This window comes from Novosphingobium sp. SG720 (assembly GCF_012275365.1).
Classification (GTDB): Bacteria; Pseudomonadota; Alphaproteobacteria; order Sphingomonadales; family Sphingomonadaceae; genus Novosphingobium; species Novosphingobium rhizosphaerae.
Map to the genome: position 1 here is coordinate 933,007 of NZ_JAAZQN010000001.1, position 23,041 is coordinate 956,047.

Below are 23,041 nucleotides of genomic sequence, written 5' to 3' on the forward strand. Positions count from 1 at the left end.
CGAACCCTAGCGCAACCTCAGCGCGTCAGCTTCTTGTAAGCCAGGCGCGTGGGCCGATCGGCCGCATCGCCCAGGCGGCGGCGCTTGTCTTCTTCGTACATGGCAAAGTTGCCTTCGAACCATTCGACGTGGCTGTTGCCTTCGAAGGCCAGGATGTGCGTGGCGAGACGATCGAGGAAGAAGCGGTCGTGGCTGATGACCACGGCGCAGCCAGCGAAGTTTTCGATGGCTTCTTCCAGCGCTGCCAGCGTTTCCACGTCGAGGTCGTTGGTCGGTTCATCGAGCAGCAGCACGTTGCCGCCCTGCTTGAGCATCTTGGCCATGTGCACGCGATTGCGTTCACCGCCCGAAAGCTTGCCGACGTTCTTCTGCTGGTCCTGGCCCTTGAAGTTGAACGCGCCGACATAGGCACGGGTCGAGGTGTCGAACCCGTTGACCTTCATGTAGTCGAGCCCGTCGGAGATTTCCTCCCACACGTTCTTCTTGGGATCGAGGTGGTCGCGGCTCTGGTCGACATAGCCCAGGCGCACGGTCGAGCCGATGTCGATCTCGCCGCTGTCGGGGGTTTCCTGGCCGGTGATCAGCTTGAACAGCGTGGACTTGCCCGCGCCGTTCGGCCCGATCACGCCGACGATGCCGCCGGGCGGCAGCATGAACGACAGGTTTTCGAACAGCAGCTTGTCGCCATAGGCCTTGGAGATGTTCTTGGCCTCGATCACCTTGCCGCCCAGGCGCTCGGGCACCTGGATGACGATCTGGGCCTTGCCGGGCGAACGGTTTTCCTGGGCAGAGACCAGTTCCTCGAACTTCTTGATACGCGACTTCGACTTGGTCTGGCGGCCCTTGGTGCCGGCGCGGATCCATTCGAGTTCGTCGTTGATCGCCTTCTGGCGGCCGGTCGCCTCGCGGTCTTCCTGCTCCAGGCGCTTGGCCTTCTTTTCCAGGTAGGTCGAATAGTTACCTTCGTAGGGGAAGTACTTGCCCCGGTCGAGTTCGAGGATCCAGCCCACCACGTTATCGAGGAAGTAGCGGTCGTGGGTGATCATCAGCACCGCGCCGGCATATTCCTTGAGGTGGTTTTCCAGCCATTCGACGCTTTCGGCGTCGAGGTGGTTGGTCGGTTCGTCGAGCAGCAGGATCGACGGCTTTTGAATAAGCAGACGGGTCAGCGCGATGCGGCGCTTTTCACCGCCCGAGAGGCTTTCCACCGACCAGTCACCCGGCGGGCAGCGCAGCGCTTCCATCGCGATTTCAAGCTGGTTGTCGAGCGTCCAACCATCGACTGCGTCGATCTTGCCCTGCAGGTCGCCCATCTCGTCCATCAGCGCGTCGAAATCGACGTCTTCGGGCGGATCGGCCATGATGTTGGAGATCTCGTTGAAGCGGTCGACCAGGTCGGCCACTTCGCGCGCGCCGTCCTTGACGTTTTCCAGCACGGTCTTGGTGGGATCGAGCTGCGGTTCCTGCGGCAGGTAGCCCACGGTGATGTTTTCGCCGGGCCACGCTTCGCCGGTGAATTCCTTGTCAATGCCGCCCATGATCTTCATGAGCGTGGACTTGCCGGCGCCGTTGGGGCCGACGATGCCGATCTTGGCACCCTGGTAGAACTGCAGGTTGATGTTGTTGAGCACCGGCTTTTGCGCGCCGGGGAAGGTTTTCGTCATGTTCTTCATGACGTAGGCATATTGGGCGGCCATCGAAGGGTCCTTGCGCGAGACGGAACGTTTGGCAAAACGTGCTAAATTGCCCCGCGCTCTACAGGGCGCGCGTGGGCCGCGCAAGCGTGTGCCGGGCAGGCCGGTGGCGTGTCAGGCTGCCTCGGCCGGGCCTGGCGCCAGGGCAAAGGCCTGGGGCCCGAGGACTTCCCATGTCTGGTTGGCGCGGCAACGGATCGTGGCCGCGGGCAATTGCCGGCTGGTCCCTTGGGCGCGCAGGGCCTGGAGCGGGACGCGCTCGACCGAACAGAGCATGTCGGCCAGGAACGCGCGGCGTTGGCCTTCCATGCCGACCACGACCATGATCGCGGCTGCCGTGCTCGCTTCGCACGGGCAACCCAGCCGGGCGCCTAGGTCGATCAGCGGGGTGGGCCTGTCGCGATGCAGGAACACGCCGGACAGCGGGAATTGCCCGGCGACCGAAAGCATGGGCTGTTCGCCCGGCAAGACCGCCTCGACCGCCGCCAGTGGCAGGGCATAGCGGGCCTGGCCCAGGCGGAACGTCAACCACGCGTCGCCGGTGCCGGTCACCGCGCCGGTGATCGCATCGGCAGCGGCGGCCGATGCTGCTGCCGAAGCCGTCTTGCCCAGGCCAGCGGCACCCGCCACGGCATCGGCCGGGCTGGCCAGCGGCACCTGCATGGCCGATACTTCGACCAGCCGGGGATCGCCGGCAAGCGCGGTGGGTTCGAGATGCAGCACGGGTTGCCCGGCCACATCGACCAGGGCATGGGCGCCACCCGCGCCCCCCACGCCGATCGTGCCCAGCGGCGCGGGGGCATGGCGCGGCAATTGGCGGATATCGTCGACCCCGTCGATCAGCAGCGCGACGCGCGCGCTGGCGCTGCTGCGGTCCTGCGGCTCGCCGGCCGACGTGCCGACGTGGATGACCACGGCGGCACTGCGCCCCACGGTGCGGCCGATGCTGCCGATGCCGATCAGGCGCAACGTGTCCACCGCGGGCACGGCCAGGCCGTTCCACCCCAGCGTGCCGAGCCACAGCTCGTTCTCCACGGGCGGCGTTGCCAGCGCGGATTCGGGCAGGGTTGCCACGATGGCGTGGGCATCAAGCGCCAGGCGCTGCCCGCCGGCGCGAAACACCAGGCACGTGGCACGATCGCCACTCCGGTCGCTCAGCCGGTGGCCCGGCTCGTCTTCCTGGGCGGCCGAAGCGCCCTTGTGCTGGGCCTGGCTCTGGCGCTGCCCTGCCAGACTGTCGGGCACCATTGGCAGGCCGGGCATCGCGGTCAGTTGCGCAATGTCGAGCACCACGCCGCGCGTTGCGCCGTGCAGGAAGCCGGCGGCCGACAGGCGGTGCAGCGGTGCATCATCGGGATAGTGCAGGGCCCCCAGCGCCGTTGCCGGCAAGCGGGCAATGCCATCGATCGCGTCGAGCAGGATGCCCGTGACGCGGCCTTCGTGGCGCAGGATCGTCACGATGCCGTCGGCCGCCTGCGCCGGTCCCAGGCCCAGCAGCAACCCCATGTCGATCACCGGAATGATCGCGCCGCGCACTTCGATGGCACCGGCCAGGTCTGGCCGGGTCACGGGAAACGGCAGCAGGGTGGCCGGGCGCGGCACCACTTCGCGGATCGCGGCCGCCTGGATTGCCAGGGTGATGCCGGCCACCTGCAGCAAGCCGTGCAGCCCGCCCGCCGGGCCTGCCCCTTGTCCCTCGGCAGCGGGCGCTGGCGCCGCGCGATCAGGCAGGTTCATGGGCGGTGGCCGCCAGTTCCTGGATCAGGGTGACGATGTTGCGGGCCACTTCGTCCTGCGCCAGCGCCGAACGGGTGATCACTTCGATGGCGGTGCTGGTATCCCCCACGCTGGCGGCAATCGCGCTGAACGCGCTTTGCGCCGCCTGGGCGCGCTCGGTGCCCATGCCGATGCGCACCAGGCTTTCCTCGATCAGTCGGCTGATGTCGCGCGCGGCGGTGCTGCTGCGCTCGGCCAGCTTGCGCACTTCGCCGGCCACCACGGAAAAGCCGATGCCGTGTTCGCCCGCGCGCGCCGCCTCGATTTCGGCGTTGAAGGCCAGCAGGTTGGTCTGCCCGGCAATTTCCGAAATCACCCGCACGATCTCGGCAATGCCGGTGGCCGATTTCTGGATCAGCTCGATCGATTCCAGCGCGGATTTGAGCGCCACGCCGCCTTCATCGGCTTTCATCTCGGTCTGGTTGGCCAGCTTGTTGGCGGTTGCGGTGGAGCGGTTGATCTCCTCGATCGTGCGGCCCAGCCGATCGGCGACGCCGGCGGTTTCCTGCGATCGTGCGGCGATCTTCTGTTCCAGTTGCACCTGCTCGGTCACGTCGGTGGCATATTTGACGATGCGGCGCGGCTTGCCGCGCAAGTCGAGCACCGGGTTGTACGTGGCCTGGATCCACACGTCGCGGTTGTGCTTGCCCACGCGGTGAAAGCGGCCGGACTGGAACTGGCCCTGGTTCAACGAAATCCAGAAATCGGCATATTCGCGGGTACGCACGTATTCGGGCAGGCAGAACATGGCGTGGTGCTGGCCGATGATCTCACGCGGGGAATAGCCCATGACCGACAGGAAGTTGTCGTTGGCGGTGATCACGTTGCCATCCAGATCGAATTCCACCACCGCCATGGCGCGATCGATCGCTTCCAGCTTGGCTTCGTATTCGGCCGTGGCCAGCCGCTGGGCCGTGATGTCATAGGCGATCTTGAGAATGCGCTGCAGCCTGCCGTCGGCCCCGCGGATGGGGGTGTAGGAGGCATGCACCCAGATATCGGACTCATTCTTTCCGAAACGCTTGTAGGCGCCGTGGCACGATTGGCCGCGGCGCAGCGTGTTCCACAGTTCGCGATAGGCATCCGACGACGCCGTCTCGGCATCGCAGAACAGCGTATGCTGCTCGCCCAGCACTTCATCCAGGGTATAGCCGGTCAGCTTGAGGTAGTTTTCGTTGGCAGCCAGCACCTGGCCGTCCATATTGAATTCCACCAGCGCCACGGCGTGGTCCAGTGCGTCCAGCTTGGCTTCGGCATCGAAGCGGGCCAGGCCGTCGCGGCTGATGTCGATCCCCACCGCCAGGATCCGGGCCGGGGTGCTGTCATCGGCGTCGAGCCGGGAAAACGCCAGGCGCACCCAGGCCGGTTCGCGGTCTCCCACCGCCAGGCGCACGGCCGTGACCTGGGCGTGCCCATCGGCCGCCCGCTGCCAGAATGCCGGCGCGGCGCTGTCTTCGACCGCGCCCTTGTGGCACAGGTTGACATAGCGCCGCCCGACGAGGTCTTCGGGCCGCTCGCCGAGCAGTCGCGCGAAATTCTCGTTGGCGCTCACCAACTGGCCGTCGGCGGTGAATTCGCACAGCAGCAGCGCGCGCTCCATCGCCGTGATGCGGGCTTGGGCCGCGCCCTCTTGCGCGCGCTTGCGCTCGCTGGCGGAAATCGGTGTCTGGTCGGTCATTCCTGCAAACCCCCTCACGGCCGCCACTGCAGCCCGCGCCCCTGGCGCCATCCGCCTGCCGTCCTAGCCCAGGCGTGGTTGCCCGCGTTTAAGGGCCACACTGCGCATTTTTGCGCAGTATTGGCAGCATGGTCCGGACCATTCCGGGCTTGATTATGTCAATTAAATAAGTAGAGAATTGGAAAAGCCGTCTAGCAACCGAGGATGTCATGACCGATAGCAAGCCTGCCGCTTCCCGCCCCGAAACCCTGGCCCTGCACGCGGGCTGGCGCGCCGATCCGGCCACGGGCGCAGTGGCCGTGCCGATCTACCAGACCACGTCCTTCCAGTTCGACAGCACCGAGCAGGCAGCCAACCGCTTTGGCCTCAAAGAGCTTGGCCCGATCTACACCCGCCTGGGCAATCCCACCACCGATGTGCTGGAACAGCGCGTGGCCGCGCTGGAAGGCGGGGCGGCGGCGGTGGCGGTGGCATCGGGCCAGGCCGCGTCGACTTATGCCGTGCTCAACCTGGCGCGCGCGGGCGACAACATCGTCAGTTCGACCGATCTCTATGGCGGCACCTGGAACCTGTTTGCCAACACGTTCAAGGATCTGGGCATCGAAGTGCGCTTCGTCGATCCTGCCGATCCCGAAGGCTTTGCCCGCGCCACCGACGATCGCACCCGCGCCTATTACGCCGAAAGCCTGCCCAATCCCAAGCTGGTTGCCTTTCCCATTGCCGAAGTGGCGGCGATCGGCCGCAAGCTGGGCGTGCCGCTGATTGTCGACAACACCGCCGCCCCGCTGCTGATCCGCCCGTTCGATCATGGCGCGGCGGTGGTGGTCTATTCCTCCACCAAGTATCTGGGCGGGCACGGCACATCGATCGGCGGGCTGATCGTGGACGGCGGCAATTTCGCATGGGACGAATTTCCCGAACGCCAGCCTTTGTTCAACCTGCCCGATCCCAGCTATCACGGTGCGGTCTGGGCGCGGGATATCAAGCCGCTGGGCCCCATTGCCTATGCCATCCGCGCCCGCGTGATCCTGCTGCGCGATATCGGCGCCGCGCTTTCCCCGTTCAATGCATTCCAGCTGATCCAGGGGATCGAGACGCTGCCCCTGCGGATCGAGCGCCACAGCCAGAACGCCGCCGCCGTGGCGCAATGGCTTTCAAGCCATGCCAAGGTGACGCGGGTGATCCACCCCAGCCTGGCGCAGGGCCGCGCGGCAGAGCTTGCCGCCAAATACCTGCCGCGCGGGGCAGGGGGGCTGGTCGGTTTCGAACTCGCCGGTGGCGCCGATGCCGGCCGCGCGTTCATCGATGCGCTCAAGCTGTTCTACCACGTCGCCAATATCGGTGACGCACGCAGCCTGGCGATCCACCCGGCTTCCACCACCCATTCGCAGCTTTCGGTGCAAGAACAGGCCGCCGCCGGGGTCAGCCCCGGCTATGTCCGCCTGTCGATCGGGATCGAGCATATCGACGATATCCTGGCCGATCTGGATCAGGCGCTGGCAACCGTCTGAATTGCCGGATTTTTGGGGTGGGCGGTTGACTTCGCGGGGGTGTGCGCAAATGTGGCGGCCCCCAATGCCTTTCGGGATTTCGCCATGTCCTTGTTTACCGCCCGCCTGCCTGTTGCCGCCGCTGCCCTGGCGATCCTGCCTGCTTTTGCCGCGCATGCCACCGCCCCCACCACCGATGTGGCGTGGGACCTGGTGCGTGACCTGACCACGCAGATCGGCCCGCGCCCCGCCGGCAGCCCGGCCGAAGCGCGCGCGCGTGAATGGGCGGCGGCCCGGCTCAAGAGCCTGGGCTTCCAGAATGTCGCGATCGAACCGTTCACGATGCGGGCCTATCGCCGCGGCACGGACAAGGCCGAACTCGTCGGCTTTGCCGCGCAGCCGCTGGCGATCACGGCGCTCGGCTATTCCGGCGCCACGCCCGATGCCGGGATCACCGCGCCGCTGGTCTATTTCCCCACGCTTGCGGCACTCGAAGCCGCGCCCGATGGCGCGCTGGCGGGCAAGATCGCATTCATCGACCATGCCATGGTCCCCACCCAGGATGGCAGCGGCTATGGCCCTTATGGCAATGTGCGGCGCAAGGGGCCGGGCGTGGCCGTGGCCAAGGGCGCGCTGGCGGTGGTGATCCGCTCGGTCGGCACCGACAAGCACCGCAACCCGCACACCGGTGCGATCATGTGGCCCAAGGGCATCAAGCCCATTCCCGCCGGCGCCGTGGCCAATCCCGATGCCGACCAGATCGCCCGGCTGGCTGCCACCGGCCAGCCGCTCCGCCTGCATCTCACCCTGACCGGCCAGATCATCGACAATGCGCCTTCGGGCAATGTCGTGGCCGATCTGCCCGGCCGCGATCCCACGCTGCCGGTCGTACTGGTGGCCTGCCATCTCGATAGCTGGGATCTGGGCACCGGGGCCATCGATGATGGCGCGGGCTGCGCCATCGTGACTGCGGCGGCCTTGCGCGCCCAGAGCGGGGGAGCGCCTGGCGGGACGCTGCGCACCATCCGCGTGCTATTTGCCGGCAGCGAGGAACTGGGCGGCTTTGGCGGAGAGGCCTATGCCCAAAAGCACGGCAAGGAGCCCCATGCCTTGGCGATGGAAAGCGATTTCGGCGCCGACCGGGTGTGGCGGGTGACGACCAATTTCGCCCCTGCATCCGATGCGGTGAAGAACCGCATCATCGCCGCGCTCAATCCGCTGGGCGTGGTGCCGCACGATGGCCCGGCCGATGGCGGGGAAGACGTCGGTGCGATCATCGCTGCGCAGAAATTGCCGGTGGTGGATTTGAACCAGGACGGCACCCACTATTTCGATCTGCACCACACGCCCGATGACACGCTCGACAAGATCGATCCGGCGCTGCTGGCGCAGAATGTGCAGGCTTGGGAAAATACCCTGGCGATCGTCGCCAACGAAGCCGGGCCGATCGCCGCGCGCTGAACCGGTCCAGGGTTGGCGGGGCGCCCGCCGCGTCAACCCTGGATGTCGAGCTTTTCCGGAAAGATGACGGTGGTGGTCACGCCGGGGGATTGGCCTTCACCAGCGTGGGCATGGGTGTTGCGCGTGCGGTGGCTGCCACCCAACTGCGCCACCAGCCCGGCGATGATCGCAGTGCCCAGGCCCCGGCGCGGCCGCACGCCACCGCCAACGGCGCTGTCCTGGGGATCGGCGGCGGGCAGGCCGCGGCCGTTATCCGCCACCGTCAGGCACAGGGTGCCTGCCTCGGCCCGTTCCAGCCGCACTTCGATCTGCCCGGTCTCGCCCGGCGCAAAGGCGTGCTTGAAGCTGTTGGCCAGAAGTTCGGTGATCAGCAGCACCAGCGGCAGCAACCGGCCCACTTCCAGCCGCACGTCGTCCACCGTCAGGCGCACGTCCACGCCATCGGCATCGGCCATCTCGCGCGCCTGCGCCACGGCATGCGCCAGGATATCGGCCAGCGGCCGGGCCTGCGCGGCGGGATCGTAAAGCTGGCGGTGCACGCGGCCCATCATTTCGATCCGCTCGTCGGCGCGATCGATCAGCGGCAACGCCAGCGCCGGGTTGCGTTCGATCTGGCGGCGCTGCAACCGCAGCATCGAGGCGACCGAGGCCAGGTTGTTGGCCACGCGGTGCTGCAGTTCCTTGAACAGCAGCGCCTGGTGCGCGGCCATTTCCGCCAGGCGCGCCTCGCTGTCTTCCAATTGCCGCTGGCGCCGGGTCAGCCCGTCGATCAGGAAGATGTCCACCGCCACCACGCCGGTATAGAACAGCATCGCGGTGGCCACCTGGGTGTTGATCGCAAAGCTGAGCAGCGGCGGCACGAAGAAGTACCAGGCCGCCAGCCCGCTCAGGACGGCGCAGACGATGCCCGGCCCGCGCCCGGCAATGAAGGTCGCCACGATGACAGCGGGAAAGAACGTCAGGAACGGAAAACCCGGCGGAAACAGCGCATCGGCGATCCAGCGCAGGAACAGGGCCAGGGCGAACAGCGCCACCCCCAGCGTGTAGCGGGCGGCGCGGCCGCGAGATTGCAGGCCCCGGATCGACCAGGGATTATGGCGCGGCGCAAAGGTCATTCCCACCAACGTTGCCTGATAGCGTTCGCAAGTGCAACCGCTTCCGCTTTGGGAAACCGCTGCGGATGCGAGCGCGGCGTGCTGCGGATTTCGTACCGTAGATGTACCGTAAAATTTTTTGGCCACATGGGGAACCGCGAGGGGGCAAGAAGCATTTTGGCGCCATTGGGTGGCATTGTGCTACGGGTCGCTAAAGGTCGGGAACAAACGTTTGTCGAGTGACAGGGCAGATCAGGCGCTAGGCCGCCCAGACGATGCCAGGAAGGCTGGTGAAGCCACGAGCGGCGCGAGCGAAGCGCGTCACGAGGCCGGTGGTGCCGGCCAGGCCGCCGGTCGCAGGCGCGCCAGCCAGGCCGGCGGGCAATACGATGACAGCGCAGAGCGCTTTCTTGCCAACCATCCGGATGACATTTTCCCCGGTGCCTCGGGTGTCTTGTTTGAACAGGCAATGGCGCAGACGCGCATGGCGGTATGCCTGTGCGATCCCCATGCGCCCGATGCGCCGATCGTGTTCGTCAACCGCGCGTTCCGCTGGCTGACCGGCTATGACGAAGACGAGATCATCGGCCGCAATTGCCGCTTTCTGCAAGGGCCGGGCACCGATCCCGCTGCCGTTGCCCGCATTCGCCAGGCGCTGGTGGGCCAGGATGTCGTCGTGGTGGAAATCCTCAATTACCGCAAGGACGGCACGGCGTTCTGGAACGCCTTGCACCTGGGGCCGATCTATGATGCCGAGGGCCGGCTGATCTATTACTTTGGCAGCCAGTGGGATGTGTCTGACGTGCGCGCCGCGCGCGCCGACGAGCGCCACGCCCGCGAACTGGCCCGCGAACTGTCGCATCGCATGAAGAACATGTTCGCGGTGATCGGCGGCATCGTCAATTTCACCGGTCGCTCGCGCGGCATCGAAGCCGAAGCGCGCGAGATCAACGATCGCATCCAGGCCTTGGGCCGCGCCTATGAAACCACGCTGGACGAAGCTTCCAGTGGGTCGATCGAAGTGGGCCAGGCGATCCGTTCGGTACTTTCGCCATATGATCCCGATGGCCGGCGTATCCTGTTCAAGGGCAATGGCCTGCGCAGCGATTTCTCGGCCGTGTCGGTGCTGGGCCTGTCGTTGCACGAACTGGCGGTCAACGCGGCCAAGCACGGTGCACTCAGCAGCGAGGATGGCCAGGTGACCGTCGCCTGGCAGAAGAACGGCAGCAGCGATGCGCCGACGATCGTGATCGACTGGATCGAACAGGGCGGACCGGCCGTTGTGCCGCCCGGCAACGATGCGGAGGCCCCCGCCGGGGGCATCGTCGACCGCATGCTGCACATGGCAAGGGGGAACATCATGCGCGACTGGCATCCGGATGGGCTGCGAGCGAGACTACGGGTGCCGCTGCGCGAGGACGCGGTCTGATGGCACAGGCCTGTTGCCAACCTTCCGGCTGTCGCGTGCTGGTGCTCGACGATGAACCGCTGATCCTGCTCGATCTGGAATTTGCGGTCGAGGACGCGGGCTGTGTGCCGCTCACCGCGCTGGAATTGGCAGAGGCGCTGGCCATTGCCGAGGGCGAGGAAATCGTTGCCGCGATCCTCGACGTGTCGCTGTCGCAGGGCCAGACTTGCGCGCCCGTGGCCAAGGCGCTGGCCGAACGGGGCGTGCCTTATGTGCTGCACACCGGCGACCTTGATCGCATGGATGAAGCGGTGCGCAAGCTTGGCGGGGTTCTCGTGCCCAAGCCCACGCCCGCGGCCGTGGTCGTCAGCCGCGCGCTGGAAGGGGTGACGCAGCGCCAGCAGGCGTGAGGCCGGCCGGGCAGTTGGCCAAGCGGTGGGCCGCTGGCCGATTTGCCGGGGGTGAAGTTTTACTTGGGCTGGCGTTTCGGCCCTCCAGCGCCTATCTCGCGCGCCATCGGAAGGAGTTTCCATGGCGACGACGCACAAGACCCGCATGCTTATCATCGGTTCCGGCCCGGCTGGCCTGACGGCCGCGATCTATGGCGCACGCGCCGGGATGGAGCCGATCGTGGTGCAGGGGCTTCAGCCCGGCGGGCAGCTGACCATTACCACCGATGTGGAAAACTATCCCGGCTTTCGTGACGTGATCCAGGGCCCCTGGCTGATGCAGGAAATGCAGGCCCAGGCCGAGCATGTCGGCACGCGGATGATCTGGGACACGATCACCGACATCGACCTGTCGGGCCCGCCGTTCCGCGCCACCGCCGACAGCGGCGACGTTTTCGAGGCAGATACCCTGGTCATTGCCACCGGCGCCCAGGCCAAGTGGCTGGGCGTTCCGGGCGAACAGCTGCTTTCGGGCAAGGGCGTTTCGGCCTGCGCCACTTGCGACGGGTTCTTCTATCGCGGCAAGAAGGTGGTGGTGATCGGCGGCGGCAACACCGCCGTGGAAGAAGCGCTCTACCTCACCAACCATGCCGAGCATGTGACGCTGATCCACCGCCGCGACAGCTTGCGCGCCGAACGCATCCTGCAACAGCGCCTGCACGCCGATCCCAAGATCAGCGTGCTGTGGAACAAGGCCGTGGCCGCGTTCGCCGGCGATCCGCTGGCAGGCGGCCTCAAGGCGGTGGAACTGGTTGATACCGTCACGGGTGAAGGCAGCCGCGTGGAAACCGACGGCGCCTTCGTCGCCATCGGCCATGCCCCCGCCACCAGCCTGTTTGCCGGCAAGCTGGAACTGGACGAGAGCGGCTATATCGTGGTGCAGCCCGGCACGCCCAAGACCGCCATTCCTGGCGTGTTTGCCTGTGGCGACGTGATGGACCACACCTATCGCCAGGCGGTGACGGCGGCCGGCACCGGCTGCATGGCCGCGCTCGACGCGGAACGCTTCGTGGCTGAGCTGGACTTCGCCACGGCGCAATTGACCCAAGCCTAACGCAGCGTTTCAAGCACCTGCTCCACCAGCCAGTCCTGTGCATCGGCAAAAGAATGGCTGGTGCTGGCATGGCCGATCACGCGGCTGTCCTGGCCCCAGTGGCTGGCAAAGAGCTGCGCGGTGCGATCGCCTTGCGCCAAGAGGATCGTGACCCGCCCGGCATAGCCGGCCAGCCCGTTGCGCATGTCCTCGGCCAGGGCGGAACGCGCCTGTGGCCCGGCGGCGGTGCGCAGGCCGCCGGCCAGCTTGCCCAGCGCAACCTTGCCCGCGAGCAGCCGCGCCCACTGGCGCGGATCGGACAGCCGGCGCAAGTAGTGCCGGCGCAGCGCCGCGGCGGAATGGACCGGTGCCGTTTCGTTTTCCGCGTCGACCGTCCAGGGATTGCACCCGATCACCCCATCGAGCCCGGGCAGCGTGGCAGCATTGAGCATCAGCGCGCTCGCCGCGTCGCAATTGCCCATCGCGAACACCCGCTTCACATGCGGCGCAGCGGCCCGAAACGCGGCCAGGGCGGCGGCAATGTCGGGCGCGCTGGCGCGAAAGCCTTGGTTCTCGCCCGCACTGTCGCCCACCCCGCGCCGGTCGAAGCGGAACGTGGGCACGCCTTCGCGCGCCAGGCGGGCCGAAAGAGTGGACTGGCCGCCCCAGGCCCCGCTGCGGATTTCATTGCCGCCCGAAACGATCAGCACGCCCACCGCGCCGCTGGCCGTGCCCATGTCGAGCGTGCCAAACAGCTGGCTGCCCTGACAGGCAAAGGCGATGACGTGCCGGTTCATGCGGCAAGCTCTGCCACGATGCGCGCAGCCAGCGCCTGGGCCAGGGCGGGCGCCGGGGCCGGTTCCTGGCGAACCCAGGGGGCAGGACCGGCGGCGCCCAGATCGGATAGCGCAATCGCCTGCTGCCCTTCGCCCGCCGGCAGCGCCCCGTGCAGGCCCGCGATCAGCGCCGCGCCGCACGGATAGCCGCCCAGCATCAGGCCCTGCGTGCGCCCTTGCTCGAGCAGGGCGGCGGGGCTCGCGTCTTCGTTCCGGGCCCTTGCCGCCAGGCTTGCGGCGCGCAGCAGCGGGCGCAGCACGGCATCGCCGCTGACCGGCGCCAGCGCCCAACCGGGCAGCGTGGGCGGGGCCACCAGTGCGCCGCCGCGCAGCGCAAGTACATGGCTGGCGGCAAAATGGCGCGCGGCGGCGATCATCGCGGCCCGCCAGGCGTTGAGGCTTTGCGCGGCGAAATCCTGCACGCTTTCCCCGCAGCCGGGCAGATCGGGCAGCACTGCCGCCACGCCGGCTGCACCCAGATGGCGCATGACCGCGGCCAGCATGGCACGGGCGCGGTTCATTTCATCGAACAGCGGCGGCACGATCAGCACGCGCGCCGCATGGCCACCCTGCGTCACCAGCGCCCATTCGCCGTCTGCCCCGGCACCGGGGCAGGGCCAGCGCATGGGGGCCAGCGCTTCAGCCATGGCCCTGCTTGCGCGCCACGAAAGCCAGCAGCGCGCCATAGGTTTCCAGCAGGTCGCCGTCGATTTCGTCTTCTTCCAGAACGAAGCCGAAGCGATCTTCCAACGCGGTGAAAAGGCCCGCGACGGCCATCGAATCGAGTTCGGGCAGCGCGCCGAACAGCGGCGTCTGCACGGTGAAGTCAGCAGCGCGCGCCGGGGTGAGGCCCAGCACATCGGCCAGCAGGGCGCGCAAGTCGGCGTCGAGCGAAGCGGGGATCGTTTCAGACATTGTCGGCGCCTTAACCATCCGCCGGTGGTGGAGCAAGCCGGCTGCGCCCGGCCGCGCGCCGCACCAGGCCGCGCAGCAGGGCCGGCCAATGCCGCCAGGCGGCGGGATGGTGCGCGTGCAGGCGCCAGCGGGTGCGGGTCCGGTCCATCCAGTCCGCCTTGTAGGGATCGTCGCCCGTGCCGAAATCGATGGCGCGCACGCCATCGCGGTCGATCACATGGGCAAACATCGCAGCCGAAAGCAGCGTGCCGGGAGAGGCGCCACGCGCATCCTGGCGGTGGGCCAGCTTGTGGATGAAGGCGGTGCCGGCCTCCACGCTCCACATTTGCGCCGCCACCGGTTGCCCTTTCAGCGTTGCCACGCCCAGTCGCAGCGCGCCAGCAGCGCTTTCGCCTTGGGCAAAGGCGCGCAGGAAAGCCGGGTCGCCCTCGGCCGGTTTCCAGCTGGCGGCATAGACCGCTTCATAGGCCGCCCAATCGCCCGCATCGAACGCGGTGCCCACGCGGCATTGCACCGCCCCGCTTGCCCCCTTGCGCCGCACCGTGGCGCGCAGGGCGCCCGGCCGCGTTGCCCACCAAGTGGCAAAATCCTGCCCGTCCAACGCCATATGCCGGTTCACATGGGCCGGTTCGACCGCCACCACCCAGCCGGCGGCGCGAAAGGCACGGGCCATCCAGCCAGCCTCCCGCGCAGGGACCGGCGCAAAATCGAGCGCGCCATGGCGGGCCAGATCGCGGGCAAGGGCCACGAGCATCGCTTCGGCCCGCTCGGGCGCATCGGTCAGCGGCCGCGCCCAGAAACTGTACCAGTTGGCCAGTGCGCCAAGGCCATGGCGTGTGGCGACCAGGGGCAGGGCCAGCACCGCGCCATCGCCGTCTTCCGCCACGGCCAGGAAGGCACGGGCACCGGGAAAGGCATGGGTTGCCAACAAGGCCAGCCAATCGGCGCGGTCAAACGGGCCATCCGTATTGCCGCGCGCCAGCAGGGCTGCCAGGCGCGGATGGTCTTGCACTTGGGCAAGTTCGGCATGATAGACCCGGCACGCCACGCTTGGCCCTGGTTCCCTTCGCTCGATCCGTCAGGAGTGCCGTGACCGTTCCGCCCGACCCCACCGTGCATCCGCTGGACCATCTCGCCTTGCGGGGCAAGGCCGATGCACCAGCCTTGGTGCTCAAGGACGGGGTGCTAAGCCACGAGGGGTTAAATCGGCGTGTAGGGCAATTGGCTGCCTGGCTGGCGGCGCAACCGGGCATCGTGCCCGGGGCACGCGTGGCGACGTGGCTGGGCAAGGGGCTGATCGCGTGCCTGATGCCGCTGGCCGCGGTGCGCGCGGGGCTGGTCCATGTGCCGATCAATCCGGTGCTGCGCCGCGCGCAGGCCGCGCATATCCTGGCAGACAGCGGCGCTGCCCTGCTGCTGGCCAATGCCGGGCGGCTGGAAACGCTCGATCCGGGCGATCTGGGCGGAGCGGCGGCGCACGATGAAGCCGTTGTGCTGGCCGCGCTCGATGCTCTGGCGCCGCTGCCGCCCAGCGCAGCCACGCCCGAAAGCCTGGCTGCGCTGCTCTATACCAGCGGCTCCACCGGCCGGCCCAAGGGCGTGATGCTCAGCCAGGCCAACCTGTGGCTCGGCGCCATCAGCGTGGCGCATTATCTGGGCCTGGCGGCAGACGATCGCGTGCTGGCGGTGCTGCCCCTGGCGTTCGATTATGGGCAGAACCAGTTGTTGTCCGCCTGGGCGGCGGGGGCCTGCGCCGTACCGATGGATTACCTGATGCCGCGCGATGTGGCGCGCGCCGTGGCCCGCCACGGGATCACCACGCTGGCTGCCGTGCCGCCGCTGTGGCGCCAGTTGCTCGACGTGCCGTGGCCCGATGGCGCAGGGGCCAGCTTGCGCCGCTTGACCAACAGCGGCGGCGCGCTCACCCCCGATCTGGTGCACGGCTTGCGCAGGCAATTTCCCCAGGCGCGGCTGTTTGCGATGTACGGCCTGACCGAGGCATTTCGCTCCACCTTCCTCGATCCAGCGCTGATCGACGACCATCCCACTTCCATCGGCACGGCGATTCCCTTTGCCGAAGTCATGGTGGTGAACGATGCGGGCGGGGAAGCCGCACCGGGCGAAGAAGGCGAACTGGTCCACGCCGGGCCGCTGGTGGCGCAAGGCTATTGGCAGGATGCCGTGCGTACCGCCGAACGCTTTCGCCCGGCACCCCCCTTTGGCAAGCTAGGTGGCATGGCGGTGTGGTCTGGCGACAGGGTGCGGCGCGATGCCTTGGGCCTGCTCCATTTTGTCGGGCGGCGCGATGCGATGATCAAGACGTCGGGCCACCGCGTCAGCCCGCAGGACGTGGAAGAGGCCGCGCTCGCGACCGGCCTGGTGGCCGAAGTGGTGGCGCTGGGCCTGCCCGATGCGGCGCTGGGCCAGGCGATCCATCTGGTGTGCCGCGCCATGCCGGGCGCGGCGCTGGACGAGGCGGGGCTCCGCGCGGCCATGGCGCAGGACCTGCCCGCCTTCATGCTGCCTGCGCAGGTGCATTGGCGCGATGCCTTGCCGCTTTCGCCCAATGGCAAGCACGATCGTGCCGCTCTTTACCGGGCTTTGACCGGTGGGCGATAAGGCGAAGTCCATGAAACCGCTTGGTCCGATCCCGCCCCATTTCCACAGCCAGGGCGCTGACCTGCTGATCGCCGGTCGCCCGGCGCGCGATTGGGCGCAGGCCCATGGCACGCCGCTGTTCGTCTATGAGGCCGGCGCCGTCCGCGCCCGCGTGGCGCAGCTGCGCGCCGCGCTGCCGGCGCGGGTGCGGCTGCATTATGCGGTGAAGGCCAATCCATTTGGCCCGCTGCTGGCTTTGCTGGCGGAATTGGTGGACGGGTTCGACATCGCCTCGGCCGGGGAACTGGCGCTGCTCAAGGCGCGGGGCATCGATCCGGCGCGCGCCGGCTTTGCCGGGCCGGGCAAGCGTGACGCGGAAATCGCCGCTGCGCTTGCCGCCGGGGTGACACTGCACTGCGAATCCGCACGCGAGGTGGAACGCGCGCTCGCCCTGGGTGCGGCGGCGGGGCACAGGCCCAAGCTGGCGATTCGCGTCAATCCTGATTTCGACTTGCGCGGATCGGGCATGAAAATGGGCGGCGGGGCACGGCCCTTTGGCGTGGACGCGGAGAACGTGCCGCCGTTGGCGCGGCGTATCGTGGCATCCGGGGCCGATTGGCGCGGCCTGCACATCTATGCCGGCAGCCAGGCGCTCGATGCCCAGGCGGTGATCGCCACGCAGGCCGCCACGCTCGATCTGGCGGCGCGCCTGGCCGGTGAAGCCGGGGTGCCGCTGCCCGCGCTCAACCTGGGCGGCGGCTTTGGCATTCCCTATTTTCCCGGTGACACGCCGCTCGACCTGGCGGCCGTGGGCAGCGCCCTGGCGGCGCGTCTGGCCGATTTGCCCCCCGTTCTCCACGACACGCAGCTGACCGTGGAACTGGGCCGATACCTGGTGGGCGAGGCCGGCGTCTATCTGGCGCAAGTGGTGGAACGCAAGGAAAGCCGGGGCGAGGTGTTCCTAGTCACCGATGGGGGCTTGCATCACCAGTTGGCCGCCAGCGGCAATTTCGGTACCGTGGTGCGGCGCAACTATCCCCTGGCGATTGCCACGCGGATGGATGTCCCGGCCACCGAGATCGCCAGCGTGGTGGGCTGCCTGTGCACGCCGCTCGATCGGCTGGCGGACAAGGCGGCGCTGCCGCGCGGGCAGGAAGGCGATCTGGTCGCGGTGTTCTGCGCGGGGGCCTATGGCGCCACGGCCAGTCCGGCGGCGTTTCTGGGGCATGGCCCGGCCAGCGAAATCCTGGCCGAAACCCCGGTGGACAGGGCGGGTTAATCTTTGCCGGGGCACCCGTCCCGAATTGGGACCGGGGCCGCGAAGCGCCTTGCCGCCCAAGGCGCTTGGCAACAAGACTAACCGTATCTTCACCCTTTTTGTCGATAGCCGAAGGTGAAGGTCGCAGGCCCCGATGGTCCCGATAGGGGACACTACGTAGGGTCGGCGCAAGAGTCAGACAAAGGAACTGTCCGCGATGCCGTCCCATTCCGGCCCAATCCCGAACGCCGCCCGGAGCGCTGCGCAGAGCGTCGCCCGGATTGCCGCTGGGCGCGGACGTCTCGCCCGTACGAGCCTGGGGGTGGCGTGCATTTCGCTGTTGCTCACCGGCTGTGCCGGCGGCGCGCACGGTCCGCAGTTGCCGCCCGCCTCGTTCGTGGCCCTGCAAGAGGGGCCGGGCGAGGAATACGTGATCGGCCCGCTGGACGAGCTGACCATTTTCGTATGGCGCAATCCCGAGCTTGGCGCGCAAGTGCAGGTGCGGCCCGACGGGCGCATCACCACGCCGTTGATCACCGACATGCCCGCCGTGGGCAAGACCCCCTCGATGCTGGCCGAGGATATCAAGCTGCAGCTTTCGCAGTATATCCAGGAGCCGATCGTTTCGGTCATCGTCAACAAGTTTGCCGGCACGTTCAGCCAGCAGGTGCGCATCGTGGGGGCCACCGAAAAGCCCGCCTCGATTCCCTATCGCGCCAACATGACGCTGCTCGATGCCATGATCGCGGTGGGCGGGCTGTCGGAATATGCCGCCGGCAACCGTGCGCGGCTGATCCGGTTCGACAAGACCACCGGCAAGCAGACCGAATATGCTGTGCGCATCGGTGATCTTTTGCGCAAGGGCGATACCAAGGCCAATGTCATGCTGATGCCCGGTGACGTGATCATCATTCCGGAAAGCACGTTCTGACGATGGCTGCGACGGATCCCATCCGCGCGGGCCACCAGCCATTGGAGCGCGCGCCGCGATGACCAATCTTATCGATGAAGTGCGCATTGCGCTCTATGGCATCTGGCATCGCCGCTGGATGGCGCTGGGCGTGGCCTGGCTGGTCTGCCTGCTCGGTTGGCTGGTCGTGGCCATGGTGCCCAATTCCTATGAGTCCAAGGCGCGCATCTTCATCCAGATCGATGATGTGCTGTCCGACCAGATCGGCATCAACGGCAATGCCAAGCAGGATATCGAGCGGGTGCGCCAGACGCTGACCAGCACGGTCAACCTGGAAAAGGTGGTGCGTGCCACGCGGCTGGGCGACAAGGTCACCAACGACAAGCAGATGGAGTCGGCCGTGGCGGGCCTGGCCACCCAGATCAAGGTGGTGAGCCAGCAGGACAACCTGTTCGAGATCAGCGCCACATCGGGCCGCAGTTCCTATACCGACGCGCAGAATGCCAAGCTGGCGCAGGACGTGGTGCAGAAGATGATCGACATCTTCCGCGAGGAAAACCTGGCCGGCGGGCGTGGCGAAATGACCGACAGCCTGGCCTTCATGGACCAGCAACTGGCCGATCGGCAAAAGGACCTCGAAGCGGCCGAGCAGAAGCGCCAGGAGTTCGAAGCCAAGAACGCCGCGCTGATGCCGGGCACCGGTTCGGTTTCCGCCAAGCTGGAAGGCGCGCGCAGCGAGCTGCGCGGGGTGGAATCCGATCTGCTGGCGGCGCAAAGCGCGCTGGCCTCGATCAACGGACAGCTTTCGGGCACGGCACCCACCATCACCATTCCCGGCGCCCAGGGCGGGGCGCGGGGCGCGCTGGCGCAGGCGCTGGCAGACATGGCCTCGATGAAGGCGCGCGGGCTGACCGACAGTCATCCCGATGTGCTGGCGGCCAAGGCCCAGATTGCCAGCCTGCAACGCCAGGCTGCAGCCGAAGGCGGCCATGCCGGCACGCCCAACCCGGCCTATGCCTCGCTCCAGTCGATCAAGGCCGATCGCGAGGCCAGCCTGGTTTCCCTGCAATCGCGCAAGGCCTCGCTCCAGCAGGAAATCGGCCAGCTGACCGGCCAGCAATACAGCGAACCGGCCGTCGCCGCCGAAGCATCGCGCATCAACCGCGACTATGACGTGCTCAAGGACCAGTACGACAAGCTGCTGCGCGATCGCGAGCAGTTGCGCCTGCGCGGCCAGGTGGAAAGCGAGCACAACTCGGTCAAGTTCGACGTGATCGACCCGCCCAGCACGCCGCGCGGGCCTTCGGCACCCGATCGCCCGCTGCTGTTGATGCTGGTGCTGATCGTCGGGCTGGCGGCGGGCTGCGGCGTGGCCTTTGCCATGGCGCAACTGCGCTCCAGCTATGCCACGACGGGCCAGCTCGAACGCGCCACGGGCATGATCGTGCTGGGATCGGTCTCGCTGACCCAGACCGCCGCCGCCCGCGCGCGGCAGTGGAAGCAATTGAAGCTGTTCGGCGGTGCCACGGCTGGCCTGGTGCTGGTATTGATGGTGCTGTTGGCGGTGGAATTCATGAAACGGCGGATGGTGGCGTGAAGGGGCAGGACATGACCGACCAGAGCGATACGCCCCAGCCGCCCCGGGAAACCCCGCGCCGCGCGGCCCCCTCGCTGATCGAGCGGGCGGCGGGCACGTTTGATTTCCGCCAGCACATGCGTGCACCGGCGGTGCCGCCGCTGCCCGCCAAGGCAGCGCCACCGCCCGCCGCGACGCCGGCGCCCACACCCACTGCCGAGCCCACGCCTGCGCCGGCCAGCGAACCCGCGCCAGCGCCTGCTGCGCCGGATACTGTCGCCGCGCAACCGGCTGAGCCAGACCCGATCGTGCCCGAACCGCCGGCGTTTGCGCCGGAAGGGGCACAAGTGTTCATTCCGGCCCCCGCCGAGGCCGCGCCGCCGGAAAGCGACGCGACGCTCGACGGCATTCCCTCGCGCCAGCGGTTCAAGAAGGCGGCCCAGCCCATCGACCGCCGCCTGTTGCGCGAACAATGCCTGATCGAACCCGAAGGGCCGGTCAGCGCGCTGCTGGAAGAGTTCCGCATCGTCAAGCGCCAGCTTTTGCTGACGGCGGCGGATTCGCGCGCCGGGCGCACCGGCCGCCATGGCGAGCGCATCCTGGTCTGCTCGGCCCATCCGGGCGAGGGCAAGACATTCTGCGCGGTAAACCTGGCGTTGTCGATCGCGGCGGAAAAGGACAACGAAGTCCTGCTGGTCGATGCCGACTTTGCCAAGCCTTCGGTGCTGTCCACGCTGGGCCTGCCGGGCGGGCCGGGCTTGATGGATGCGCTGGCCGATCCCGAAGTCATGGTCGAGGAATGCATCATTCCCACCGATATTCCGGGCCTGTCCGTGCTGCCCGCCGGCAACCAGACGGGGTCCGATACCGAATATCTCGCCTCGGTGCGCACCCGCGCCATCCTGGATCGGCTGACCGCGCAGTCGCCCAGCCGCATCGTGATTTTCGACAGCCCGCCCGCGCTGGCCGCTTCGCCCGCATCGGAACTTGCGATGCACGTGGGCCAGGCGCTTATGGTGGTGCGCGCCGACGTGACCGGAGAAGCCGCGCTGCGCGATGCAGTGGGCATGCTTTCGGGCTGCGCGGACATCAAGCTTCTGCTCAACGGCACGCGCTTCTCGCCCACTGGGCGGCGCTTTGGCACTTATTATGGATACAAGGAATGAAACGCACTCGTTCCATTATCCTCACCGGCTTGCTGGCCGGGTCCGGTCTGGCGGTTGCGCCGGGGGCCCTGGCGCAATCGCTGCCCTATCAGGTGGGCAGCGACGATGGCGCCGCAGCGTCTGACGCAGAGGGCGCCGCGCCGCGCAGCGGGCACAGCGCGCGCGGGGCAGGATCGGGCGTGCGCACCACGATCCGGCCCTATCTGGAAGTGACGCAGAACCTGCTGGCGCAGATCACGCCCGGCAACGACGTGGTGACTTACACCACGCTGGCGGCCGGGGTGGATGCCACGCTGGCCGGGCGGCGCACGCAGGGCCAGATTTCGGTGCGCTATGAACGCCGCTTCGTGGAAAAAGGGCGGGTTGGCGATTCCGACACCATTTCGGGCATGGCGCGCGTGTCGCACCAGCTCGTGCCCCGCACGCTGAGCATCGAGGCCGGCGGCCTTGCCGCGCGCACCCGGGTGGAGGCGAATGGTTCGGCCACGCTCAATCCGCTGTCGGTCAACGATGCGGTCAGCCAGGTCTATTCGGTCTATGCCGGGCCGGCGCTGACCACCCATTCGGGCGATGTGGCGATCAACGCCAATTACCTGGCCGGCTATACCAAATTGACGCAGAAGAATGCCTACCAGCCCGCCGCCGGGCAGCCGCGCGTCGATCTGTTCAACCATTCGGTGGTGCAATCGGCGCAAGTCTCCGCCGGGACCAAGGCCGGCACGGTGCTGCCGGTGGGCCTGACGGCCAGCGCCGGGTGGGACCGCGAGGATATCTCCAACCTGGACCAGCGCATCGACGACAAGCGCGTCGGCCTTCAGGCCACGCTGCCGGTCAGCCGCACGGTGCAGCTGGTGGGCGACGTGGGTTGGGAACATATCCGCGTCTCTTCGCGCGATGCGCTGCGCGATGCCAATGGCAATGCGGTGGTGGGCAGCGATGGCCGCTATGTGACCGACACCAGCAAGCCGCGCCAGATCGCCTATGACAGCAATGGCCTGACCTGGGACGTGGGCGTGATGTGGCGGCCCAGCCGGCGCACCTCGCTGTCGGCCTTCGTCGGCCGGCGCTATGACAGCACGACCTATTTCGGCAGCTTTTCCTATGCGCCCAACACGCGCAGCTCGCTCAACATCTCGGTCTATGATGGGATTTCGGGCTTCGGATCGAGCTTGTCGAACGCGTTGAAGCAAGTGCCGACCGACTTTGCCACTGGCGGCGCTTCGGGCTGCGGCATTGGCGCCACGGGTGGATCGTGCGTCAATGGCGCGCTGTCTTCGGTGTCTTCGTCCGTGTTCCGCCAACGCGGGGTGAGCGCGACCTATGGCTTTGCCATGGGTCGGTTGCGGCTGGGCGTGGGGGCGGGCTATGTCCGCCGCCGCTTCATCGCCGCACCGGGCACCGTACTCGCCCAGGCCAATGGCACCGTGGACCAGAGCTGGTACGTGACCGGCGGGGTTTCGGGCCAGCTGGGCCGCGACGCGAGTTTCAGCGTGGCGGTCTACGATGCCTGGTACGACAGCGGCACGGCGTTGCTGGGCAATACCAATTCTTATGGCATCTATGCCTCATACTATCGGCGCCTGGCCGATCGTCTCACCGCAACGGCTTCGGTTGGGCTTGACGGGGTGAGCCGCGATCTGGCTGCGGACCAATTGGAAGCGACAGGCCTCATCGGCTTGCGCTACACGCTCTGACGGTT

General features: G+C 67.6%; 19 protein-coding genes and 1 pseudogene. 11 read left to right on the forward strand and 9 right to left on the reverse strand.

What is annotated here, in order from left to right; all coding sequences use genetic code 11:
• Positions 1-17 precede the first annotated feature (17 nt).
• The 3 genes from ettA to FHW94_RS04220 form a co-directional block, all read right to left on the reverse strand.
• On the reverse strand, positions 18-1,697 hold the full coding sequence (ettA, locus tag FHW94_RS04210; RefSeq protein WP_168554486.1) for an energy-dependent translational throttle protein EttA: 1,680 nt from the start codon (positions 1,695-1,697) through the stop codon (positions 18-20).
• 111 nt (positions 1,698-1,808) lie between these two features.
• Positions 1,809-3,431 carry a chemotaxis protein CheW gene (locus tag FHW94_RS04215; protein ID WP_168554487.1) on the reverse strand — a complete coding sequence of 541 codons (1,623 nt, stop codon included), beginning with the start codon at positions 3,429-3,431 and terminating at the stop codon, positions 1,809-1,811.
• Positions 3,418-5,148, reverse strand: coding sequence for a PAS domain-containing methyl-accepting chemotaxis protein (locus FHW94_RS04220; RefSeq protein WP_168554488.1), 1,731 nt, complete (start codon positions 5,146-5,148; stop codon positions 3,418-3,420). The genes FHW94_RS04215 and FHW94_RS04220 overlap by 14 nt, the downstream gene beginning before the upstream one ends.
• Before the next feature lie 209 nt (positions 5,149-5,357).
• Between FHW94_RS04220 and FHW94_RS04225 the strand changes: the two genes are divergently transcribed.
• On the forward strand, positions 5,358-6,659 hold the full coding sequence (locus FHW94_RS04225; RefSeq protein ID WP_168554489.1) for a PLP-dependent transferase: 1,302 nt from the start codon (positions 5,358-5,360) through the stop codon (positions 6,657-6,659).
• Positions 6,660-6,743: 84 nt separating this feature from the next.
• Positions 6,744-8,099: a M28 family peptidase gene (locus FHW94_RS04230; protein ID WP_168554490.1), complete on the forward strand. Its 1,356-nt coding sequence runs from the start codon at positions 6,744-6,746 to the stop codon at positions 8,097-8,099.
• 32 nt (positions 8,100-8,131) lie between these two features.
• Here FHW94_RS04230 and FHW94_RS04235 read toward each other — a convergent pair whose 3' ends face one another.
• Positions 8,132-9,214: a DUF4118 domain-containing protein gene (locus tag FHW94_RS04235; RefSeq protein ID WP_168554491.1), complete on the reverse strand. Its 1,083-nt coding sequence runs from the start codon at positions 9,212-9,214 to the stop codon at positions 8,132-8,134.
• Positions 9,215-9,452: 238 nt separating this feature from the next.
• On the reverse strand, positions 9,453-9,614 hold the full coding sequence (locus FHW94_RS23155; RefSeq protein WP_246866047.1) for a hypothetical protein: 162 nt from the start codon (positions 9,612-9,614) through the stop codon (positions 9,453-9,455).
• 3 nt (positions 9,615-9,617) lie between these two features.
• On the opposite strand from FHW94_RS23155, the pseudogene FHW94_RS04240 reads away from it, so the two are divergent.
• The 3 genes and pseudogenes from FHW94_RS04240 to trxB form a co-directional block, all read left to right on the forward strand.
• Positions 9,618-10,622: pseudogene (locus FHW94_RS04240) on the forward strand (PAS domain-containing protein); the annotation flags it as partial.
• On the forward strand, positions 10,622-11,011 hold the full coding sequence (locus FHW94_RS04245) for a response regulator (RefSeq protein WP_168554493.1): 390 nt from the start codon (positions 10,622-10,624) through the stop codon (positions 11,009-11,011). The pseudogene FHW94_RS04240 and the gene FHW94_RS04245, both read left to right, overlap by 1 nt.
• A 121-nt stretch (positions 11,012-11,132) precedes the next feature.
• Complete coding sequence (gene trxB / locus FHW94_RS04250; RefSeq protein ID WP_168554494.1) at positions 11,133-12,104, forward strand: thioredoxin-disulfide reductase; 972 nt, start codon at positions 11,133-11,135, stop codon at positions 12,102-12,104.
• Here trxB and FHW94_RS04255 read toward each other — a convergent pair.
• Genes FHW94_RS04255 through FHW94_RS04270 form a run of 4 tightly spaced genes read right to left on the reverse strand, consistent with a single transcriptional unit; the run spans position 12,101 to position 14,882 of the window.
• Positions 12,101-12,880: a hydrolase 1, exosortase A system-associated gene (locus tag FHW94_RS04255; RefSeq protein WP_168554495.1), complete on the reverse strand. Its 780-nt coding sequence runs from the start codon at positions 12,878-12,880 to the stop codon at positions 12,101-12,103. The genes trxB and FHW94_RS04255 overlap by 4 nt on opposite strands.
• On the reverse strand, positions 12,877-13,566 hold the full coding sequence (locus FHW94_RS04260) for a hypothetical protein (protein WP_168554496.1): 690 nt from the start codon (positions 13,564-13,566) through the stop codon (positions 12,877-12,879). The genes FHW94_RS04255 and FHW94_RS04260 overlap by 4 nt, the downstream gene beginning before the upstream one ends.
• Positions 13,559-13,834 carry an acyl carrier protein gene (locus FHW94_RS04265; protein ID WP_168554497.1) on the reverse strand — a complete coding sequence of 92 codons (276 nt, stop codon included), beginning with the start codon at positions 13,832-13,834 and terminating at the stop codon, positions 13,559-13,561. The genes FHW94_RS04260 and FHW94_RS04265 overlap by 8 nt, the downstream gene beginning before the upstream one ends.
• Positions 13,835-13,844: 10 nt before the next feature.
• Positions 13,845-14,882 (reverse strand): GNAT family N-acetyltransferase, encoded by a 1,038-nt coding sequence (locus FHW94_RS04270; protein ID WP_349237434.1) that lies wholly within the window; start codon positions 14,880-14,882, stop codon positions 13,845-13,847.
• Positions 14,883-14,923: 41 nt separating this feature from the next.
• Between FHW94_RS04270 and FHW94_RS04275 the strand changes: the two genes are divergently transcribed.
• The 6 genes from FHW94_RS04275 to FHW94_RS04300 all read left to right on the forward strand — a co-directional run bounded on the left by FHW94_RS04275 (position 14,924) and on the right by FHW94_RS04300 (position 23,036).
• Positions 14,924-16,453, forward strand: a complete 1,530-nt coding sequence (locus tag FHW94_RS04275; RefSeq protein ID WP_168554498.1) for an acyl-CoA ligase (AMP-forming), exosortase A system-associated — start codon at positions 14,924-14,926, stop codon at positions 16,451-16,453.
• Between the two features lie 10 nt (positions 16,454-16,463).
• The gene (locus FHW94_RS04280; RefSeq protein ID WP_168554499.1) at positions 16,464-17,711 is read left to right on the forward strand and encodes a pyridoxal-dependent decarboxylase, exosortase A system-associated; all 1,248 of its coding nucleotides are present in this window, start codon (positions 16,464-16,466) and stop codon (positions 17,709-17,711) included.
• Positions 17,712-18,006: 295 nt separating this feature from the next.
• On the forward strand, positions 18,007-18,621 hold the full coding sequence (locus FHW94_RS04285; protein ID WP_179506429.1) for an XrtA/PEP-CTERM system exopolysaccharide export protein: 615 nt from the start codon (positions 18,007-18,009) through the stop codon (positions 18,619-18,621).
• A 58-nt stretch (positions 18,622-18,679) separates the two neighbouring features.
• On the forward strand, positions 18,680-20,197 hold the full coding sequence (locus FHW94_RS04290) for an XrtA system polysaccharide chain length determinant (protein WP_168554500.1): 1,518 nt from the start codon (positions 18,680-18,682) through the stop codon (positions 20,195-20,197).
• A gap of 11 nt (positions 20,198-20,208) precedes the next feature.
• A complete protein-coding gene (locus FHW94_RS04295; protein WP_168554501.1) occupies positions 20,209-21,342 on the forward strand; it encodes an AAA family ATPase in 1,134 nt (377 codons plus the stop codon).
• A complete protein-coding gene (locus tag FHW94_RS04300) occupies positions 21,339-23,036 on the forward strand; it encodes a preprotein translocase subunit YajC (RefSeq protein WP_168554502.1) in 1,698 nt (565 codons plus the stop codon). The genes FHW94_RS04295 and FHW94_RS04300 overlap by 4 nt, the downstream gene beginning before the upstream one ends.
• Positions 23,037-23,041 lie beyond the last annotated feature (5 nt).

Coding starts and splice junctions, on each gene's coding strand:
- ettA (WP_168554486.1), bottom strand. CDS start 1,697: ATGGCCGCCCAATATGCCTACGTCATGAAGAACATGACGAAAACCTTC.
- FHW94_RS04215 (WP_168554487.1), bottom strand. CDS start 3,431: ATGAACCTGCCTGATCGCGCGGCGCCAGCGCCCGCTGCCGAGGGACAA.
- FHW94_RS04220 (WP_168554488.1), bottom strand. CDS start 5,148: ATGACCGACCAGACACCGATTTCCGCCAGCGAGCGCAAGCGCGCGCAA.
- FHW94_RS04225 (WP_168554489.1), top strand. CDS start 5,358: ATGACCGATAGCAAGCCTGCCGCTTCCCGCCCCGAAACCCTGGCCCTG.
- FHW94_RS04230 (WP_168554490.1), top strand. CDS start 6,744: ATGTCCTTGTTTACCGCCCGCCTGCCTGTTGCCGCCGCTGCCCTGGCG.
- FHW94_RS04235 (WP_168554491.1), bottom strand. CDS start 9,214: ATGACCTTTGCGCCGCGCCATAATCCCTGGTCGATCCGGGGCCTGCAA.
- FHW94_RS23155 (WP_246866047.1), bottom strand. CDS start 9,614: ATGGTTGGCAAGAAAGCGCTCTGCGCTGTCATCGTATTGCCCGCCGGC.
- FHW94_RS04245 (WP_168554493.1), top strand. CDS start 10,622: ATGGCACAGGCCTGTTGCCAACCTTCCGGCTGTCGCGTGCTGGTGCTC.
- trxB (WP_168554494.1), top strand. CDS start 11,133: ATGGCGACGACGCACAAGACCCGCATGCTTATCATCGGTTCCGGCCCG.
- FHW94_RS04255 (WP_168554495.1), bottom strand. CDS start 12,880: ATGAACCGGCACGTCATCGCCTTTGCCTGTCAGGGCAGCCAGCTGTTT.
- FHW94_RS04260 (WP_168554496.1), bottom strand. CDS start 13,566: ATGGCTGAAGCGCTGGCCCCCATGCGCTGGCCCTGCCCCGGTGCCGGG.
- FHW94_RS04265 (WP_168554497.1), bottom strand. CDS start 13,834: ATGTCTGAAACGATCCCCGCTTCGCTCGACGCCGACTTGCGCGCCCTG.
- FHW94_RS04280 (WP_168554499.1), top strand. CDS start 16,464: ATGAAACCGCTTGGTCCGATCCCGCCCCATTTCCACAGCCAGGGCGCT.
- FHW94_RS04290 (WP_168554500.1), top strand. CDS start 18,680: ATGACCAATCTTATCGATGAAGTGCGCATTGCGCTCTATGGCATCTGG.
- FHW94_RS04295 (WP_168554501.1), top strand. CDS start 20,209: ATGACCGACCAGAGCGATACGCCCCAGCCGCCCCGGGAAACCCCGCGC.
- FHW94_RS04300 (WP_168554502.1), top strand. CDS start 21,339: ATGAAACGCACTCGTTCCATTATCCTCACCGGCTTGCTGGCCGGGTCC.